The following is a 17,591-nucleotide window of genomic DNA, read 5'->3' as shown; positions in this document are numbered from 1 at the left end:
GAGGGTTTGGCGCCGGAAATTTCCGAGGAAGCGGAAGGCGACATGCAACAACCTGTTGAAGCGCTGCAGGAAGAAATTGCTGAAACGGGCAGCGAGGAAGTTCAGCCCGAAGCGGCCGTATCGCCAGAAAGCGAGAACGTTGCTGTGACTGAGGAATCAAAACCTTCCGAAACGGAAGACGCTAAGGAAAAAGAGGGGCGTGCTGTAAAAAAACGTCACCCCTCCAAGCCTGAAGAAAGCGAGTTTGATTCCGAGAGACAAGAATTTAAAAAAGGCAAGAAAAAAAGCAAATACGCCGCTCCCGCGACCGAGGATGAAGAAAATCTTCATGGTCGCCACAAAAGGCCCAGGCCTAAAAAACGCAAACTTAATGAAAAATCCGATAAATATCGCGAGGCTGAAGACGCTTTAACCCATGGATTTGCCATGCCTACGTCGCCGATGATCAAGGAAGTACTGATTCCGGAAACCATTACCGTAGCAGATCTGGCCAAACGGATGTCCGTTAAAGCGGCTGAAGTCATTAAAAGCATGATGGGACTGGGAGCCATGGCTACCATCAATCAGGTTATCGATCAGGACACTGCGGTTATTGTCGTTGAGGAAATGGGACACAAGGCTCGACCTTTGAAAGAAGACGCCGTGGAAGAAACGTTGGGTGAGGTGATCAGCAAGGGAAGTCATTCCGAATCACGTGCGCCGGTTGTGACCATTATGGGGCATGTGGATCACGGAAAAACCTCCTTACTCGATTATATTCGCACAACCAAAGTAGCTGCAGGTGAGGCTGGCGGAATTACGCAGCATATCGGTGCGTATCATGTTTCAACGCCCAAAGGGGAAATAACTTTCCTGGATACTCCGGGACACGCCGCGTTTACCGCTATGAGAGCGCGCGGTGCTCAGGCAACGGATATTGTTATTCTGATTGTTGCCGCAGATGATGGCGTTAAGCCGCAAACCATCGAGGCGGTTCAACATGCCAAGGCTGCCAACGTGCCAATTATTGTGGCGGTTAATAAAATGGATAAGCCTGACGCGGATCCGGAGCGCGTCATGAACGAGCTGTCCGGCTATGAGGTAATCCCGGAAGCCTGGGGCGGCGATACCATGTTTGTAAATATTTCAGCCAAAACCGGATCCGGTGTGGACGGGTTACTCGATGCCGTGCTGCTGCAGGCGGAGTTCCTCGAACTTACAGCCTATACGGATGGCGCTGCCAAAGGTGTTGTTATCGAATCAAGACTCGATAAGGGACGTGGTCCTGTGGCAACGGTTCTCGTGCAAAGCGGCACATTGCGAAAAGGCGATATTCTGCTGGCCGGGTTTCAGTATGGCCGTGTCCGGGCGCTGGTTAGTGATAACGGTACCCATGTGGACAGCGCAGGTCCATCCATTCCAGTAGAGGTTCTGGGACTTTCTGCCATTCCCCATGCCGGAGATGAGGCGGTTGTTGTTCCTGATGAGAAAAAAGCCAGAGAAGTGGCGTTATTCAGACAGGGCAAATTTCGGGATGTTAAATTGGCCAGACGACAAAAAACGTCTCTGGAAGGCATTTTTGACAACATGGCAAGTACGGATGCGAAAGTTCTGAATGTTGTATTAAAAGCGGACGTTCAGGGGTCGCTTGAAGCCATTGCCGATGCGTTGGTGAAACTGTCGACCGATGAAGCCAAGGTTGAAATGATCGCCAGCGGCGTTGGTGGCATTACGGAATCGGATGTGCACCTGGCCATCGCGTCCAACGCCATTCTTATTGGTTTTAACGTCAGGGCCGACGGGGCTGCGAAACGTCTGGCCGAGCAGGAGTCGGTTGCGTTGCATTATTACAGTGTTATTTACGACATTGTGGATCAGGTGAAAGGGGCTTTGACCGGCATGTTATCGCCGCAATTCAAGGAAGAGATCATCGGTATCGCCGAAGTTCGTGATGTATTCCGTTCTCCGAAACTGGGTGCGATTGCCGGATGTATGGTGACGGAAGGTTCCATCAAGCGTAATAACCCTATCCGTGTTCTTAGAGATAATATTGTTATTTACGAGGGAACCCTTGAGTCTTTACGCCGTTTTAAAGATGATGTTCTGGAAGTACGTCAGGGCTTTGAGTGTGGTATTGGTGTTAAAAATTACAATGATGTCAAACCAGGTGATCTTATTGAAGTTTTTGAAACCGTTGAAATCAAGCGAGTATTATGAGTAATGAATTCAAGCGTACCGATCGTATAGCTGAAATGTTGCAAAGAAAGTTGGCGCAAATCATACCACTTGAAATAAAGGATCCGCGCCTGCCAAACTTTGTAACCATTTCCGGGGCAAAGGTCTCCGGTGATTTAAGCTATGCCAAAATATATTTTACGGTTTTTGACGAAAATCCCCAGGAAACGGCAGACATACTGAACAAGGCGGCCAGTTATCTACGTACGGCACTTGCCCGTTCGATAAAGTTACGGACGGTTCCCCAGCTTCATTTTGTCTATGATGAATCGATCGAATATGGACGGAGACTCAGTAAACTGATTGAAGAGGCAAACCCTGACAAAGAAGATGAGCAAGACTAATCACCAGGAAGCAGTGAATGGAATCTTGCTGGTTAACAAACCCCAGGGACGCTCTTCAAATGCGGTGCTGCAGCAGGTTAAAAGAATATATAGCGCCCGTAAGGCGGGACATACCGGCAGCCTTGACCCGTTGGCTACCGGCATGTTGCCGGTTTGTTTTGGTGAGGCCACCAAATTTTGTCAATATGTACTGGATTCTGAAAAGACCTACGAGGCTACAGGGCTTTTGGGTGTCAAAACAACCACAAGTGATTCTATGGGCGATGTGGTGAGCCGTGTCGAGCACGTCCGAATAGATGAACTGGAATTATTGGCGGCTATGCGGCAGTTTCTCGGTTCTCACCGACAAATTCCTTCCATGTATTCGGCGTTAAAACATCAAGGAACACCTTTATATAAATACGCGCGCGCCGGCATCGACATTGAGCGCGAGCCCCGAACTATTTTTATTAAAGAACTTCAGTTGTTATCCTTTGACGGCCTGCGTTTCAAGATCAGGGTGACGTGCAGCAAAGGCACTTATATACGCAACCTGGTGGAGGATATTGGCGAACTTTTGGGTGTCGGAGCCCATGTTATCCAATTGCACAGACTCCATACGTCCGATTATGCCAGGCACGAAATGTATAGTCCGGAAGAACTTCAGGGAAAAACGCCTGAGGAACTTCATCGCTATCTTTTACCTATGGACACGGCGGTTGCTTCTTTGCCTCATGTGAGTCTGGAAGATCCCGAACTGGTACGGTTAAGGCAGGGAAAATCGGTTGATTTTTCAAATGTGGGGACAGACGATAATTCGAGTTGCTTACGGTTATATGATCGAGCCGGTCGTTTCGTGGGTTTGGGATGGCTGGAACAATCCGGAGAACTACGAGTAAAACGTTTACTCAGTGAACAGGCACTTTCGGTTGGAAGTGTTTGATGGCAAGGATATTGCCTGTGTTCACGCGCCCAAGAATTATTGCACAAATTATTAACTAATACTTGTGTATGGGAAGTTGCCTTGGTAGAATGCTCCCCTTTATAAAAAAACACTTGGCTTATTTTCAGGAGTGAACAATGTCGCTAACGAGCGCACAAAAAGCAGAAATCGTGAATGATTACCAACGAGCTGATAAAGATACCGGCTCTCCGGAAGTTCAGGTTTCATTGATGACCGGCAGAATTCAATATCTTACGGAACATTTTAAAACGAACAAAAAGGATTTTCATTCGCGCCGTGGTTTGCAGGAGTTGGTAAACAAGCGCCGAAAACTGTTAAAATACCTGAAAAGAAAAGATCAGGAACGCTATCAGACATTGATCAAGAAACTTGGTCTGCGGGATTCCTATTGATTGGTAGACTATTTCCTATGACTGGAAACTTCTTAACTATCTAATTAAAAGTATAAGGCGCAGTTTTCTGCGCCTTTTTTTTTGTTAATGCACGAATGAGGTGAATTAGTGACTAAAATCACAAAAGAAATACGGTTGGGTGAACAAACCCTGATCCTGGAAACAGGTGAAATAGCCAGACAGGCAGACGGAGCGGTTTTTGCCCGCATGGGCGGTACACAGGTGCTGGTTACCGTTGTTGGAAGGAAGGAAGGCGGTGAAAAAAATGACTTTTTTCCTTTAACTGTTAATTATCAGGAAAAAACCTATGCGGTCGGAAAAATCCCGGGTGGGTTTAACAAGCGCGAAGGCCGGCCAAGCGAAAACGAAACGCTGATTTCACGATTGATGGATAGACCGATTAGGCCGTTATTTCCCAAAGGATTTCGCAATGAAGTGCAAATTATTGCTACCGTTATGTCTCTGGATCCGGAAGCGCCTTCCGATATCATTGCCATGATAGGTGCGTCCGCAGCATTGGCGATTTCCGGCATGCCATTTCTGGAGCCGATTGGCGCGGCCAGAGTCGGTTATAAAGATGGTATTTATATTCTGAATCCGGGATACAAGGCCATTCAGGAGTCAGAACTGGATTTGGTTGTTGCAGGCACCCAGGACGCTATTTTGATGGTGGAGTCGGAGGCTCGTGAGCTGACGGAAGAAATCATGCTGGGCGCGGTGCTTTTTGGCCATGAAATGATGAAAGGTGTTATCAAGGCCATTAAAGAGCTGGCAGCGGAGGCTGGAAAACCGGCCTGGGGCTGGACCGCTCCGGCAACCGATGAATCGCTTAAAGAGCGTATCAGGGAACTGGCAACAGAACCATTTACCGATGCTTATCAGATTAAGGACAAACAACAACGTTATCAACGACTGGATGAAGTAAGACAATCGATTCTCGACAAACTGACTGCAGAGCAGGAAGAGCTTGACGCCGATGTGGCCGTCGATATGATGTCCTCTCTGGAAAAAAGCATTGTTCGTCATCGAATTTTAGACGGGGAACCCCGTATTGATGGTCGGGATAACAAAACAGTTCGCCCTATCTCTATTCGTACGAAATGTCTGGAACGTACGCATGGTTCCGTTTTGTTCACACGAGGCGAGACACAAGCCATTGTTGTCGCGACATTGGGTAATGATCGTGATGCGCAAATACTGGATGGTTTAAGTGGCGAGTCGAAAGACCGATTTATGCTGCACTATAATTTTCCTCCTTATTCCGTGGGCGAAACCGGTATGGTCGGCAGCCCGAAACGCCGTGAAATTGGCCATGGCCGATTGGCAAAGCGAAGCTTAATGGCTGTGTTGCCGAGCACTACGGATTTCCCATACGTGTTGCGGGTCGTTTCCGAGATTACAGAGTCGAATGGATCGAGTTCCATGGCTACTGTTTGCGGAAGCAGTCTGGCATTGATGGACGCCGGTGTTCCCTTGAAAGCGCCGGTTGCGGGTGTTGCAATGGGTCTTATCAAGGAAGAGGATCGTTTTGCGGTGCTGACCGATATTCTGGGTGATGAGGATCATCTGGGTGATATGGATTTCAAAGTGGCCGGTACCGAAAAAGGTGTTACCGCCTTGCAAATGGATATTAAAATTACCGGTATTACCAGGGAAATTATGGAGCAAGCCCTGGAGCAGGCTCTGGCAGGAAGAATGCATATCCTTGGGGTTATGAACAACGCCTTGTCCGAACATCGCGAGGAATTGTCCCAGCATGCCCCGCGTATCATGACCATGAAGGTCGCGGAAGATAAAATCCGTACCATTATCGGAAAGGGTGGTGCCACCATCAAAGGATTGATTGAAAGCACGGGTGTTTCCATTGATATTGATGACAGCGGTGTTGTGCAGCTTTTTTCCCCCGATATGGTGGCGCTGGAAGAAGCGCAGCGTCAAATCAAGGCGTTGATTGCAGAAGTTGAAGTTGGCCAAACCTATTCCGGTAAAGTCAGTAAAATTGTTGATTTCGGAGCGTTTATCAATTTACTGCCCGGTAAAGACGGTTTGCTGCATATTTCTCAAATCTGTAGCGATCGCAGTCAAAAAGTCGAATCCGTACTAAGCGAAGGTGTGGAGATTGAAGTATTCGTTGCTGGTGTGGACAAGCAGGGCCGCGTCAAGCTGGAATGGAAAGACAAGCCGCAGCAGCCTGCCGCAGAAGGCAAAACGGAGAACGTAAAGCAACGGGAAGGCGGTGAAGAGGAAGAGGCCGTGGTGGTCGATCTTGCTGATGAGAAGGTGCTCGAGGACGAGAAGCCGGTTGGTAGCAAAGAAGATTAACTTTCCCGCACATGCCTGGCTATGCCAGGCATGTTTCCGATTTTGTTGTAGTTCACCCGTTGTTCCCAACTCCCAAAAGCTGCTGGTATCGTTCCCATTCCAGGCTCTGTGCACAAAATGTTATTTGGCACCCCTTTTTGTAAAAGAATAGTAGCCCGTAAGGAGGCCTGCGACCGTATTGCGGGTTTCATGGTTCAATATTGTTCCATGTGAACCAGTGAGCGCCTAAATGAGCGTTATCCCGCATTTCGGCTTCGCCTTCATGACGGGCTACAGGGAGCTATTGATTGTTGTACAACAATAATCGCCTCGTTTTCGCTCGGAAAAAATTTTGGTTCACGGAACCTAGCGAATCAGTCGTAAAAATTCGTTACGACTACCTGGATTATCACGCATTTCCCCTAACATGACGGACGTGGTCATGGTTGAGTTTTGTTTTTCTACTCCGCGCATCATCATACATAAATGCTTGGCTTCAATGACAACGGCAACGCCGCGCGCATTGGTTATGGATTCCAGACATTTCGCAATTTCTGTGGTCAGGCGCTCCTGTATTTGCAACCGGCGTGCAAAAAAGTCAACGATTCTGGCAATTTTTGATAATCCCAGTACTTTGCCGTTGGGCAGGTAGCCCACATAACATTTTCCCAGAAAAGGCAAGAGGTGATGTTCACACATGGAGTACATTTCAATGTCTTTCACAATGACCATTTCACTCATGTCTGATTCGAACAGGGCGTTATTGATAATGTCATAAAGATTTTCATGATAGCCCTTGGTCAGATAACGCAGAGCATTCGCAGCCCGTTCCGGCGTATCGCGCAAACCTTCCCGACTGGGATCTTCACCAATTTCAGTCAGAATTTTTTTATATAGTTCTTGCATGAAAACAATCCTAACCCGGGGGCCATGTCATCTGACGGCCGCCAAGGATATGTAAATGAATGTGGTGAACTTCCTGCCCGCCACCGGCGTTAACATTGAAAACCAACCGATAACCAAAATCACTGATGTGTTCGGACTCCGCCATTTTTTTTGCCGTCAGCACCATGCGCCCTAATAATTGTTCATCGCTGCTATCGGCATCGTTAATCGTAGCGATGTGCTTTTTGGGTAGTACCAGGAGATGGGATGGCGCCTGCGGTCTTATATCGCGGATAACCATGATCTCCGGATCTTCAAACAGAATCGTGGCCGGTATTTCCCCATTGATAATTTTGCAAAACAAGCAGTCCATTATTATCCCGTTGGTCTCTGTTTTTTGGTGAATTATACTCTTAGTCTTGGTAGATTATAACCCTTACAGGTATAAGATGATGATCTTGATACGTAGCGGCAACGGAAAGCGATATGGCGGAGTCAGGGAACGATTATCAACCGCTTCCGGTTAGTTTTGCCTTTTGAGGGAGGATTGCGCATAATACGGCCTCTTTTTACTAATTCATGGATTATTCAAATGGGTTTAATGCAAATTACCAGTGGCCGTAATGTGCCCGATGAAATTAATGTGATTATTGAAATTCCAATGCATGGGGAGCCTGTTAAATACGAAGTGGATAAAGAATCGGGCGCGTTGTTTGTCGATCGTTTTCTGACGACCGCCATGTTTTATCCAACCAATTATGGTTATATTCCCCATACGTTGTCGGAAGACGGCGATCCAGTTGATGTTCTGGTCGTTTCTCCGGTTCCGTTAATCAGCGGTTCCGCAATACCATGCCGTGTTGTCGGCATGCTTAAAATGACCGATGAATCAGGTGTTGATGCCAAGCTTTTGGCTGTGCCAATCAGCAAATTGACAAAAATGTATGATGCGGTCAAAACTTATGCGGATTTACCTCGCCATCTTCTGTTATCTCTGGAACATTTTTTTCAGCATTACAAGGATTTGGAAGAAGGGAAATGGGTAAAAGTCGATGGCTGGGAAGGTCCGGAAGAAGCGCGCAAGGAAGTTCTGGCAAGCGTGGAGCGTTTCAGTAACAAATAGGGCTTGCTGACACGTTATTCCAGGGCCGCAAAAAGCGGTGTGGATGGATTTATTTTTTGCAGGTTAGACTGCCCATTTGGCAACCCAACCGCATGCGCCGGGGTTATTTGGTTCACAGAGCCTAGAGGCTGTCGTCATGAGATGATTTGGCTGTAAATTGAGGCTGAATCATCTCATGACGACAGCCTCTAGTATTCCCCTTTCAGATCACTTTGTAAAATACGTTCCAGTTCTCCGGCGACCTGACGGGATAAATTGATCAACTCCGCTTCTTTCTCAAAAAATTCAAACGATTTTTTCAGCGACTCTTCGTCTAATTGCAGAAAAGCTTTTGCCTTGCGGCGCAAGCTTTCGGCGTTATACCCCAGAGCGATCATAATTTCCTGGGCCATGGTTAGAGATGAATCGAACAATTCTCGTTTGAAATAATCCACCCCCGCCTTGTGCAGCTCATAGGCATGACTGCGATTACGTGCCCGTGAATAAATTTTCAGATGCGGGAAATGTTGTTTGGCCAGTTTGACAATTTCAAGACTTATTTCCGGACTGCTGACGGCAATAACCAGCAATTTTGCATGATGGGCGCCGGCATTTTTCAGTAAATCCAGACGAGACGCGTCCCCAAAATAACCTGGAAATCCAAACTTTCGTAATAATTTAATTTGTTCCGGGTCTTTTTCCAGAATGGTTGTCGGGATTTTATGCCCTGCGAGAAATCGTCCGATAATCTGGCCAAAGCGGCCGTAGCCAACCAGAATGACATTGCGGCGCTCATTAATCGTGTCGAACGGTTGGGTGGGTAACAGGCTCAGGTAACGCGGCACAATAAAACGATAATAAAGCATCATGAGGAGCGGGGTGGTTGCCATGGACAAGGCGACGACCAACGTGTAATAAGCCGCCGTTTCACTCCGGATAACATGGCTGGTATGCGCATATTGAAACAATACAAAGGCAAATTCCCCGCCCTGCGACAGCCCGAGTGCGAAGCCGAGAGTCTGGATCCTGGTTAATCCGAACTTGAGCCCCAATCCTGTCAGGATCAGGCCTTTGATGAGGATCAGCAATACAACCGTACCTGACAATTGCATGGGATGCAGGCTTAGCAGGGTGAAATTCATACCCATACCAACGGAGATGAAAAATAAACCGAGCAATAATCCCTTGAAGGGTTCGATATCGGTTTTCAGGGTTCGCTTGTATTCAGAATGAGCCAGCACCACACCGGCGATAAACGCACCCAGGGCCGGTGAGACACCGACGGCGTGCATCAACAGGGTAATGCCCACGATGAGCGCCAGAGACGTTGCTGTGAAAACTTCCCTGCGGTTGGTTTTTGCGACGATAAAAAACAGGTGATGGGAGAAATAACGGCCAATAGCGATCATCGAGCTGATGACGACGGCAATGATCAGCGGATGCGTCCAGAACGGGAACAAAGCCAACAGGCTGTCACTATGAGACTGTGTCCTTGCAACGCCGTTTATCGAGAGTAACGGCATGACAACCAGGATGGGAATAACGGCGATATCCTGAAAGAGCAGGACGGCAAACGAGGTTTCGCCTTCGGCTGTGCGCAGAAGATTTTTTTCTTCCAGCATTTGCAATACCAGGGCAGTGGAAGACAGTGCCAGAGCCATGCCGATAGCCAGGCTGGCCTGCCAGCGGTGCCCGATTAAAACACCAAGCAGACATAAAACAATGGCGGTGAGCAAGACCTGTAATCCTCCAAGTCCGATAATAGCCTTGCGCATGCGCCATAATCGGGCTGGCTCCAGTTCCAGGCCAATCAAAAACAGCATCATAATCACGCCAAATTCAGCAAATTGCATGATTTGGTGAGAGTTACCGATAAGCTTGAAGCCATAAGGACCAATCAAAATACCAATAACCAGATACCCCAGGATGGAACCCAACTTGAAGCGGTTGGCCAAGGGTACAATAATGGCCGCAGACGCCAGGAAAATAAATATATGGGTCAGCAAGTGGTTATCCATGAAACATACCCTGGTACTCCCTCAAATTCCGGCACCATCCCGGTTGGGTTGTCAATTGGGCAACCCAACTAAAAAAATGAACCAATAACAAAACTCTCGTAGGCAAAAAAACAGTTTTAGAGACGCCCTGGATAGCACGGTCTAAGGCTTATCATGCGTAGGTGTATCATTTTCCGTCGTCGTTTTCAAATGCAAGCGGCCTCGTGATATGGTGCCCAGTATTTTAATGGCGGCTATGTTATCGCCCTTTAAGGGGTTTTTATTCAATACGGTCATATCGGCAAGCTTGCCGGGCTTAAGGCTCCCTTTGTCGCCTTCAAGGCGATAGAGTCTGGCGGCATCGATAGTCAGGGCGCGCAGGGCGTCTTCAACACTTATTTTTTCAGCGGCGGAAAAATATTGGGGGCAGCGCTGGCTTATCGGATAATTCCAGGTTTGTACCTGACGACTATGGCTGTTGGCTATTATTTGCAGCGGCGAGGGCGGGGTGGCCGGTGAATCGGCATGTAAGGACGTTGTGCCGAGAATGTTGCGGGCAGTGGCCAGGGGACTGTCTTTCAAGGCCCGCTTGGGACCCAGGTATTCGTGGCACATACTTTGCCCCCAGTAATACACATGGTTCGGGAACCAATCCACTTTTACTCCCAGCAGATTCATCCGGTGTAATTGATCTTGCCGGGCGATGTGCGCATTTTTCAATATGGGTTTAAAGGATGGGTCGTTTTGCTGCTGTTGAATTTTTTGAATTAAATTAAGAGCCATATCGATGGCCGCGTCACCATTGCAATTGAGAGCCAGAGGGGTTTTGGTTTCACAGGCATTCAAAAATACGGCTTCCAGGGCTTGGGGATGCCTATGCGGCTGGCCTCGCCAGGCGGGCGCATGGTCACTGGATTCCTGGAAATAGGGGGAATTTAGATACGCGTTGAAATCACGAATGGCGCCGTCAATCGTCAGGATGACCGGTCCGCTGTGAAGACGCGGATTATCTTTTTCAGACAGGGCGAAGCGCTTGCTGTCGGCAATATTGTCCGGGCTTAAAATGACATCCACGGGAAAATCAGATCGGGCGGTGAGTTGATTATAGGTATTGAGCCAGCTTTGGTGAGCCCGGGTTTCCGTGACGGTGGTATAACCTTGCGCCGCGTAACGGGCGGCTGCAGATTGAATGGCTTGCCGCAGTGCCTGCGGAGGAATCAATGCGACGATCACCGCTTGCAACGCATCGTCTTGCACAATTCCGTCTGATTGGACAGGGACGGATTGTTGTATCTCAAGTTCTGTGATTTTATTGATGGCCGCTTGATTCAGTAAGGCTTTTTGTCCGGTGGAGTACAAGACAAGAATCGGTTTTTCCGCACTGATCTTGTCGAGCATGGTACGGTTGAGCGCTTCTCCTTTGATACGGGCGTGGTCATAACCGTTGATGATCAACCACGGTTCGCTGGTTTTTACGTTATTTTTCAGGGCGGTCAGGAATTCGTCCGTTGTTTTAACGGGTTGCCAGTTTTCACGCTGAAAAGCATTGGTTGTCGATAAATCCACGGCATGATTGGCCAGCCAGCCATAAAGCGCGAATTGGGAATTGGTATCTATAAATCCCGGGATAACGGTAGCACCTTTCATATCAATAATACGGGTGTTCTGATCCCGGCAATGAGTCATTATAAGTTTTTCACGGCCTGCGGCTACTATACGATGATGACGCACCGCTACAGACTGGGCAAGCGGTTGATCCGGATTCAGGGTGATGAATGTTGCGTTGGTGAAAATTTTATTGGCGTGGCGGCAGAGTTGATAAGAGTCCCCGGCAACGGCGGACAAGGGAATGAACAAACTGAACAGCCAGAGAGCCACTTGCATGAGCGGAGATTTCATGACACACATCCTGTGTGATGAGAATAATGATTATCCTAGCTTAAGATGCAAAGTTCAGGCAAAGGTTTTATACTGGCGAGGTGACCGGTTGTGTGCAAATAAAATAATTATCAGCAATATTTGCTGCAACCTGTTCTAATTTACAATTGTGTTGATTTCAAGTAGAGTGAATTTCATAAAGCCTGTAGCCCGTGATGGCGGCAAAGCCGCAATGCGGGATGACGATCAATCATGTATATTCATCCCCTCCGAGTGATGACATTATGGGCATAAACCCGTATGCGGCCTTCTTGCGAGCTACACATTTTATGAAAGATTGCTCTGCGCAAGGGTTTTGTTTATTTTTTAAACGATTATTAAGTTTGTCTTAAGCTTGTGTATTTATAATGTACTTTTGCCCATGACTGGAACTCACCAAGACAGAAGGACTGTAATGACGACTAGAAAGCATGCGTTAACCATTTTCAGCCTTACGATGATAACGGTAGGCTCGGTAGACAGTATTCGCAATTTGCCGGCCACCGCGTTGTTTGGCAGCCAGTTGATTGCCTTTTTTGTACTGGGTGCCTTGTTTTTTTTAATCCCGACCGCCCTGGTATCCGCGGAGCTGGCTTCAGGCTGGGCAAAGCAAGGCGGGATCTACATATGGGTAAAGGAAGCGTTTGGCAAGCGCACCGGTTTCCTGGCCATTTGGTTGCAGTGGATTGAGAATGTCATCTGGTACCCCACCATTCTTTCTTTTGTTGCCGGTACGGTCGGTTATCTGATTGATCCGACCATGGCCGATAACCCTTATTTCCTATGGTTTGTGATTGTCGCGTCGTTCTGGGGGGCTACGCTTGTCAATCTGCGCGGCATGAGTTCGTCGGCCTTGTTTAGTAATATCTGCGCCATTTCCGGCTTGCTGCTGCCCATGGCACTGATTATAGGACTTGGTTCCCTGTGGATAGCGGGAGGGAACCCCCTGCAGGTTCACTTTGATTCGCAAAGCATCGTTCCCCATCTGCACGATAAATCCATGTGGGTGTCGTTGACGGCCATTATGATGTCTTTTTGCGGTATTGAAATCGCTACGGTACACGCCAATGATGTTGAGAACCCGCAACACGCTTTCCCGCGCGCTTTGATCTACTCCGTCGTCATTATCTTAAGTACCCTGATTCTGGGTTCCCTGGCTATTGCGGTGGTGCTGCCGCAGCAGGATATCAATCTGGTGGCCGGCATTATGCAGGCCTTTGACGCCTTTTTCTCCCGTTATCACCTGGGATGGATGATGCCTGTTGTCGCCGTGATGTTGGTTATGGGCGGTCTTGGCGGGGTAAGCAATTGGATTATCGCACCAACCAAAGGCATGCTGGTTGCCGCGGAGGATGGCAATTTGCCTGATGCTTTCCAGGTAACCAACCGCAAAGGCGCGCCTCGTGTCATGTTGATTATTCAGGCGGTTATTGTGACATTACTGTCTACCCTGTTTTTGTTTATGCCCAGTGTGAATGGTTCCTACTGGTTATTAACCGCCCTGGCCGCTCAGCTTTATATGCTGATGTATCTGTTGATGTTTATTGCGGCCATTAAACTGCGGTTCAGCGCACCTGACAAACCTCGCCTGTTTCGAATTCCCGGCGGCATGGCGGGCATGTTTTTCGTTGCCGGTATTGGTATCGTAGGTGTTTTGGCGACGCTGGTCGTCAGTTTCATGCCGCCGTCTGAAATTAACGTAGGCAGTGTGACGCGTTATGAATTAACGCTTGTTCTGGGGCTGTTTTTGATGTGCTCTCCGCCCTTTATCAGTGCCTGGCTGCAGGATCGTAAAGACAGTACTGACAAACTGGATGTTGAGCCGGCTTTATGATGGGTGTTGCGTCATGAGCATCAAAAAACTGCTGGATGAATTATCGGAACGCTTGCCGGAACTGGAGTGGCAACTTGGCCATCTGGATCAATGGGTGATAAACACCTTACCCAAAGGTTTGTTTAAAAGAGTCCAGGGTGATGTTCAGAACTGCATTGATGAAATCCGAAGTGATATTCAGGCATTGGTCGAGCGAGGCGACTCGCACAGCGCGGTTTTCCTGGCAGAGCGCATCAAGCAAAAAATCAATGTCCTGGTCGTGATTTGTCATCTTCATCGCAAGACGGCGGCAGCGGACGTTGCTATCAGTTATAACGTTGATCGCCTGGCTAGCCGCCAGCAATGGCTGCAGTCACTGGGTGAGGAGATTGAACGACTCACGGCGCAACAACAGGCATTGCTGCGTGTTTTGCATCACAAAGAGCTTGGCAGCGATTCCTCCGGACAATTACAGTTGCAAAAAGAGCTTGGCCTTATTGCAAAACGCCTGACCATTGCCCGGGAAACCTACGATAAGTCAACACAATGGTAAATATCCTGTGTCATTGTTCCATTCTGTTAATTCATTGAACAGGCAAGTGTAAAATATTATTAATGAATACCCCTGTTTAATAAAAACTTAATCTTGCTCTCATATGATGACAGCAACAGTATCGTTGAGCGAGAACAGGTATTATGTCCAGACGTCCCACTACTTCATTACCGCAAGAGGCCTTGTCAGCCATCGACTGCGTGACCAGGAAAATTAACCGGCATATCGAAGATTTAAAATCAGATTTACACGCCCTGCCTAATCAAGTTGCCGTGACGGTCAATGCGTTGCAGTTGCTGACAAGAGCATTCAGGGAAATCGAGTTTGCAGACCATACGCTGTCTGATGTGTTCGATCGGTGGGCGGCTGATATACGATTCAGGAAAATACAATCGGAAACGCCGCGGTTATCCGAAGCGATTTCACAACACAGTACGATATTCAGTAAAGATTCTCCTTCCCAATTATCTAAAAATAATACGCGCGATTTTCTCAGGCAGTTACGGGATGAATATGGCGACGTATCCTGCGCAAGGGAAATACCGGTCCGTCATGCCAAACTGCCGTAATGCGCGTGAGGGTTGCCACTGACATAAGCCCAATAGCGATCGCCGTAAGACCAATGCCAGTATTCGGTAGGATAATTGATGAATCCGGCTTGAAGCAAGGCCTGACTCATCAGCCGGCGGTTGGCTTTTGCGTCGCTCGAAATGAAGGAACTGTCGGTTGGTGAAAGAATGACATCGGTATCCGTCATCCAGTCTTTAGGATGAATCCCCATATCAATGGCCCGTCCACGCTCGTCGACCAGATAGACATCAATCGCCGCTCCGGTTGCGTGGGGCGGAATATTACGGCTTCCATCCAGGTTTGTCACCGGCGATATTAATTTGGTGGTTTCCTGAAAAAGACGTTCGTGGGTCCAGGTTTGATATTTTTCAGTAAGTTGTTGATAACGCTCGTCAAACAACGCCTTTTGCAAGGACAGGCTGCGATAGCCTTCATAAAGACAAAAGCGCAGAGGAGACGGCAGCAGCCGTTGCGCGGTCAGCAAGCGTTGATAGACTTCACGCCGCATCCGGGTGTAGTCGCGATTGTCCGGTATTTCCGGCGACGGGCCGATCATAATCCTCGTGCAACCCGTAACATCAATAAGGGGATCCTGGTTTTCGTGAATCGGTATTGCGATTATCTCTTTAGAAGCGATTAATACGACGTCTGTTGTAGTGGGCATGAGACATATCAAAGGAATGACAAAGGTAACAAAATTATAGAGGCATTGATTTAATTTGTCACAGCATCCCCGGAAAGCGGAAACGAGGGATCCGGCCATTGCGGTAGTCCCTGCGGGCATCGTAGCCAATTACTGTCCGGGTAGGGGTTGTCGGCGTCGATGGCGTGAAGGGTATAAGCGTGCCGGGATTTATCCGACAGGTTGGCGTGGCTTTTATGAGGCAGGTGGCCATGCAATAGAACAAGGCTGCCTTGTTTGACTTCAAGAGAGATGCAATGTTCTTCGCTCCATGGAGTGGCGTCATACTCTTCAAAAGAAATCACATCGTCAGGAGAGCGAAACATTTTCTTTTTAAGGGGGGTGGTATGCGGAGTTGGTAAAACCTGTAAGCAGCCGTTTTCCGTTGTGGCATCCTCCAGCGCCAGCCAGAAGCCGATTACAGGGCTGTTCCGGGCGTGCAGAAACGTCGCGTCCTGATGGCAGCGGACTTCCGCCCCAATCCTGGGTTGCTTGAAGATATACATGGATTGTAACAGACATGTTTTTTTAAAGCCCAGCTGCCGGCAGATGGTTTTTATACGGGGATCGTAGGAATATTGCCGAAATACGCTGTCTTTTTCATGCAAGGCGTGGCCGACTTTGTTTAACGACTTCTCAAGCGGATGAATCAGGGTGTTGGCATTGTCAAATGCACCAGGCTCAAAGAAAAAATGAATCCTGTCACCCGAATTTAAAAAATAATCGGTCAGAGCATGTTCGTTAGTCCGGGTAGAAAAAACGGTGGCGGGTATGGTTTCTTTATGGCCGGCAATAATGTGTTCCATACGCTTCATTAACGTTTCACAGACATCACGGCTGAAAAAATTCTCTATGACGAGGTAGCCTTCCCTCAGAAAACGGTCAATTTGTGCCGGGGATAAATCCATTTTTTTCTCCTTTCTACCCGGTTTGGGGCGGAATTAGCGTCCATAAAACGCTTGCATGGTATTGTTTTTAATTGAATTTAGCAAGATTTTTGCACTTGAATAAAACCAGTTGGTTGATTATTATGTAACTAATGTCTGAAAAGGGATTATTCATGACGCCTTCTCTTTCGTTTATTACGCTGTATTCTCTGATGCCTGCTGTTTTTATGCTGGTTGGCGGTGCGATTGCCAGTATTTACCGACCCGGTAGCCAGTTAACCAGCGCCACCCAGCATTTTGCTGCCGGGGTTGTTTTTGCCGCGGTTGCCAAGGAGTTATTACCTAAAATCAGTGCCTATCATTCACCCGCCGCGCTTTTTATCGGTTTTTCAGTGGGTATTGCGGCCATGTTGCTGTTGAAATGGCTTGCAGGTACCCTGGAAGATCGGGAGCAGGAAAAAACCGGAATATCCTGGGGATTGGTGAGTGCGGTTGGCATTGATGTGTTTGTGGACGGCGTTTTAATCGGAGTCGCTTTTCTGGCCGGTGCCGAGGGCGGTATTCTCATTGCCGTGGCTCTTGCCATTGAAATATTTTTTTTGGGATTGTCAACGACATCGACGCTGGGTGTTCGCCAGGTCAGTCCGCAAAGCCGTTTTGCGGTGAGTTTCATTCTGGCCCTGTTGATTCCTGCGGGGGCGCTGCTGGGCGCCAGCTTATTAATTCACTTGCCGGTGAGTATTACGGACGGGGTTTTGTCCTTTGGTGTTGCCGCTTTGCTATATCTGGTTACTGAAGAGTTGTTGCTGGAAGCTCATGAAGTACGGGAAACTCCATGGATTACCCTGTGCTTTTTCATTGGATTTCTGCTGATTTTAATGCTGGAAGGACTGTCTGCGTAATGCGGGGATTCAAACCGGAGAGTATTATGTTGTGTTTCAAGGTTGTTTCGTGGTTTGCCAAAGCGGTTTTATTCCTTATGGCAGGGATC

15 protein-coding genes and 1 pseudogene are annotated in these 17,591 nt (G+C 48.1%); 10 read left to right on the top strand and 6 right to left on the bottom strand.

All coding sequences use genetic code 11. The annotated features are described in order from the left end of the window. Nucleotides 1-51: 51 nt before the first annotated feature. The 5 genes and pseudogenes from infB to pnp form a co-directional block, all read left to right on the top strand. Nucleotides 52-2,196, top strand: a pseudogene (gene infB, locus CKW05_RS14245) (translation initiation factor IF-2); the annotation flags it as partial. Continuing rightward, a complete protein-coding gene (gene rbfA, locus CKW05_RS14240) occupies nt 2,193-2,558 on the top strand; it encodes a 30S ribosome-binding factor RbfA (protein ID WP_058482823.1) in 366 nt (121 codons plus the stop codon). The pseudogene infB and the gene rbfA, both read left to right, overlap by 4 nt. Next, entirely contained in the window at nt 2,545-3,480 is a 936-nt protein-coding gene (gene truB, locus CKW05_RS14235; protein WP_058482822.1) for a tRNA pseudouridine(55) synthase TruB, read from the top strand. The genes rbfA and truB overlap by 14 nt, the downstream gene beginning before the upstream one ends. A 137-nt stretch (nt 3,481-3,617) precedes the next feature. Further along, complete coding sequence (rpsO, locus tag CKW05_RS14230) at nt 3,618-3,893, top strand: 30S ribosomal protein S15 (protein ID WP_058482821.1); 276 nt, start codon at nt 3,618-3,620, stop codon at nt 3,891-3,893. 108 nt (nt 3,894-4,001) lie between these two features. Continuing rightward, entirely contained in the window at nt 4,002-6,215 is a 2,214-nt protein-coding gene (pnp, locus tag CKW05_RS14225) for a polyribonucleotide nucleotidyltransferase (RefSeq protein WP_058482820.1), read from the top strand. Nucleotides 6,216-6,560: 345 nt separating this feature from the next. Here pnp and folE read toward each other — a convergent pair whose 3' ends face one another. Both folE and CKW05_RS14210 read right to left on the bottom strand, forming a co-directional pair. Then, nucleotides 6,561-7,100 (bottom strand): GTP cyclohydrolase I FolE, encoded by a 540-nt coding sequence (gene folE, locus CKW05_RS14215; RefSeq protein ID WP_058482818.1) that lies wholly within the window; start codon nt 7,098-7,100, stop codon nt 6,561-6,563. 10 nt (nt 7,101-7,110) lie between these two features. Continuing rightward, a complete protein-coding gene (locus CKW05_RS14210) occupies nt 7,111-7,452 on the bottom strand; it encodes a histidine triad nucleotide-binding protein (RefSeq protein WP_058482817.1) in 342 nt (113 codons plus the stop codon). A gap of 219 nt (nt 7,453-7,671) precedes the next feature. On the opposite strand from CKW05_RS14210, the gene ppa reads away from it, so the two are divergent. Next, nucleotides 7,672-8,202, top strand: a complete 531-nt coding sequence (gene ppa, locus CKW05_RS14205) for an inorganic diphosphatase (protein ID WP_058482816.1) — start codon at nt 7,672-7,674, stop codon at nt 8,200-8,202. A 188-nt stretch (nt 8,203-8,390) separates the two neighbouring features. Here ppa and CKW05_RS14200 read toward each other — a convergent pair whose 3' ends face one another. Continuing rightward, nucleotides 8,391-10,199: a monovalent cation:proton antiporter-2 (CPA2) family protein gene (locus tag CKW05_RS14200; protein ID WP_058482815.1), complete on the bottom strand. Its 1,809-nt coding sequence runs from the start codon at nt 10,197-10,199 to the stop codon at nt 8,391-8,393. Nucleotides 10,200-10,340: 141 nt separating this feature from the next. Next, complete coding sequence (locus CKW05_RS14195; RefSeq protein WP_058482814.1) at nt 10,341-12,077, bottom strand: amidohydrolase; 1,737 nt, start codon at nt 12,075-12,077, stop codon at nt 10,341-10,343. 433 nt (nt 12,078-12,510) lie between these two features. Here CKW05_RS14195 and CKW05_RS14190 point away from each other — a divergent pair, with 433 nt between their 5' ends. From CKW05_RS14190 to CKW05_RS14180, 3 genes are all read left to right on the top strand, one after another. Continuing rightward, nucleotides 12,511-13,929 (top strand): APC family permease, encoded by a 1,419-nt coding sequence (locus CKW05_RS14190; RefSeq protein ID WP_058482813.1) that lies wholly within the window; start codon nt 12,511-12,513, stop codon nt 13,927-13,929. A 13-nt stretch (nt 13,930-13,942) separates the two neighbouring features. After that, a complete protein-coding gene (locus CKW05_RS14185) occupies nt 13,943-14,461 on the top strand; it encodes a primosomal replication protein (RefSeq protein WP_065238384.1) in 519 nt (172 codons plus the stop codon). 143 nt (nt 14,462-14,604) lie between these two features. Next, nucleotides 14,605-15,030 carry a hypothetical protein gene (locus tag CKW05_RS14180; protein ID WP_058482811.1) on the top strand — a complete coding sequence of 142 codons (426 nt, stop codon included), beginning with the start codon at nt 14,605-14,607 and terminating at the stop codon, nt 15,028-15,030. On the opposite strand, the gene CKW05_RS14175 is transcribed toward CKW05_RS14180, so the two are convergent. Both CKW05_RS14175 and CKW05_RS14170 read right to left on the bottom strand, forming a co-directional pair. Then, nucleotides 15,012-15,695 carry a M15 family metallopeptidase gene (locus CKW05_RS14175; protein WP_058482810.1) on the bottom strand — a complete coding sequence of 228 codons (684 nt, stop codon included), beginning with the start codon at nt 15,693-15,695 and terminating at the stop codon, nt 15,012-15,014. The two genes, CKW05_RS14180 and CKW05_RS14175, sit on opposite strands and share 19 nt — an antisense overlap. 50 nt (nt 15,696-15,745) lie before the next feature. Then, nucleotides 15,746-16,621: a phytanoyl-CoA dioxygenase family protein gene (locus CKW05_RS14170; protein ID WP_058482809.1), complete on the bottom strand. Its 876-nt coding sequence runs from the start codon at nt 16,619-16,621 to the stop codon at nt 15,746-15,748. Between the two features lie 152 nt (nt 16,622-16,773). Between CKW05_RS14170 and CKW05_RS14165 the strand changes: the two genes are divergently transcribed. After that, complete coding sequence (locus CKW05_RS14165) at nt 16,774-17,502, top strand: ZIP family metal transporter (protein WP_058482808.1); 729 nt, start codon at nt 16,774-16,776, stop codon at nt 17,500-17,502. Nucleotides 17,503-17,591 lie beyond the last annotated feature (89 nt).

It is taken from the genome of Legionella spiritensis, assembly GCF_900186965.1.
Taxonomy (GTDB): Bacteria; Pseudomonadota; Gammaproteobacteria; order Legionellales; family Legionellaceae; genus Legionella_C; species Legionella_C spiritensis.
This window is presented reverse-complemented; position numbering and strand designations above follow the sequence as displayed.

Bases quoted from the DNA above. Each gene is read 5' to 3' on its own strand.
- rbfA (WP_058482823.1), top strand. From the start codon at position 2,193: ATGAGTAATGAATTCAAGCGTACCGATCGTATAGCTGAAATGTTGCAA.
- truB (WP_058482822.1), top strand. From the start codon at position 2,545: ATGAGCAAGACTAATCACCAGGAAGCAGTGAATGGAATCTTGCTGGTT.
- rpsO (WP_058482821.1), top strand. From the start codon at position 3,618: ATGTCGCTAACGAGCGCACAAAAAGCAGAAATCGTGAATGATTACCAA.
- folE (WP_058482818.1), bottom strand. From the start codon at position 7,100: ATGCAAGAACTATATAAAAAAATTCTGACTGAAATTGGTGAAGATCCC.
- CKW05_RS14210 (WP_058482817.1), bottom strand. From the start codon at position 7,452: ATGGACTGCTTGTTTTGCAAAATTATCAATGGGGAAATACCGGCCACG.
- ppa (WP_058482816.1), top strand. From the start codon at position 7,672: ATGGGTTTAATGCAAATTACCAGTGGCCGTAATGTGCCCGATGAAATT.
- CKW05_RS14200 (WP_058482815.1), bottom strand. From the start codon at position 10,199: ATGGATAACCACTTGCTGACCCATATATTTATTTTCCTGGCGTCTGCG.
- CKW05_RS14195 (WP_058482814.1), bottom strand. From the start codon at position 12,077: ATGAAATCTCCGCTCATGCAAGTGGCTCTCTGGCTGTTCAGTTTGTTC.
- CKW05_RS14190 (WP_058482813.1), top strand. From the start codon at position 12,511: ATGACGACTAGAAAGCATGCGTTAACCATTTTCAGCCTTACGATGATA.
- CKW05_RS14185 (WP_065238384.1), top strand. From the start codon at position 13,943: ATGAGCATCAAAAAACTGCTGGATGAATTATCGGAACGCTTGCCGGAA.
- CKW05_RS14180 (WP_058482811.1), top strand. From the start codon at position 14,605: ATGTCCAGACGTCCCACTACTTCATTACCGCAAGAGGCCTTGTCAGCC.
- CKW05_RS14175 (WP_058482810.1), bottom strand. From the start codon at position 15,695: ATGCCCACTACAACAGACGTCGTATTAATCGCTTCTAAAGAGATAATC.
- CKW05_RS14170 (WP_058482809.1), bottom strand. From the start codon at position 16,621: ATGGATTTATCCCCGGCACAAATTGACCGTTTTCTGAGGGAAGGCTAC.
- CKW05_RS14165 (WP_058482808.1), top strand. From the start codon at position 16,774: ATGACGCCTTCTCTTTCGTTTATTACGCTGTATTCTCTGATGCCTGCT.